Origin of the sequence: Brachyspira pilosicoli, assembly GCF_019402445.1 — a bacterium.
Lineage (GTDB): Bacteria > Spirochaetota > Brachyspiria > Brachyspirales > Brachyspiraceae > Brachyspira > Brachyspira pilosicoli_B.
Window position 1 is genome coordinate 1 of record NZ_SRZM01000258.1, and the last position, 753, is coordinate 753.

Below are 753 nucleotides of genomic sequence, written 5' to 3' on the forward strand. Positions count from 1 at the left end.
AGAGCCTTTAGTATAATCTTTCAAATCATTTGTAGAAATTGAATTAATTTCAGCAGATTCTAGGTTATCTATATCTCCAAGTCTAAAATTATAAGTTTTTGTCTCTTCAAATGAAGCATATATATGATTATTCATAAACTCAGGATTATAATAATGCATATTTACTCTCGATTCAATTAAAAATGTATTTTTCTTAAACTCAAGAAAACTAAGATTATTCCATCCATCATAATACTCCATTAAATCAATTCCATAATAATTTCTAAAATACTCCGCATCATCAAAATATAATTTATCATTGCTGAGTCTATTTGTAACATATGTTTTTAAATATTTATTTATTATATTTGTATTGACTATTTCCGGTACTATATTTACTGCAGCTACATGAGCTGTACCTTCTAATTCAATTGAACTTAAAGAATAATTATTTTCATTAAATAAATCTATATATCCATTATTTTTTGCAATATATCTAGAGAAACCATTATTATAAGCATCAGCAACTAATTTTTCTGCCCTTAAAGAATCAGGAGCTTCTATTATATAGTCAACTAATTTCATTTTATTACTATAAGCATTATCATCATCATACTTTGATATCATCATAGATATGTTAGTGCCGCCTGCTTTTTTCCATTCTGTTAAATACTTTTTTTCTTCTTCAAAATAGTAAAGCGAATCGCAAGCAAAATGAGATAAGAACAAAGCTAAATAAACATCAGCATCTTTTTTATTTAATTTTAATAATTC

General features: G+C 25.0%; 1 pseudogene. It reads right to left on the reverse strand.

Features of this window, described 5'->3' with window-relative positions:
* Positions 1 to 753 (reverse strand): annotated as a pseudogene (locus E6A48_RS08515) (lysozyme inhibitor LprI family protein); the annotation flags it as partial.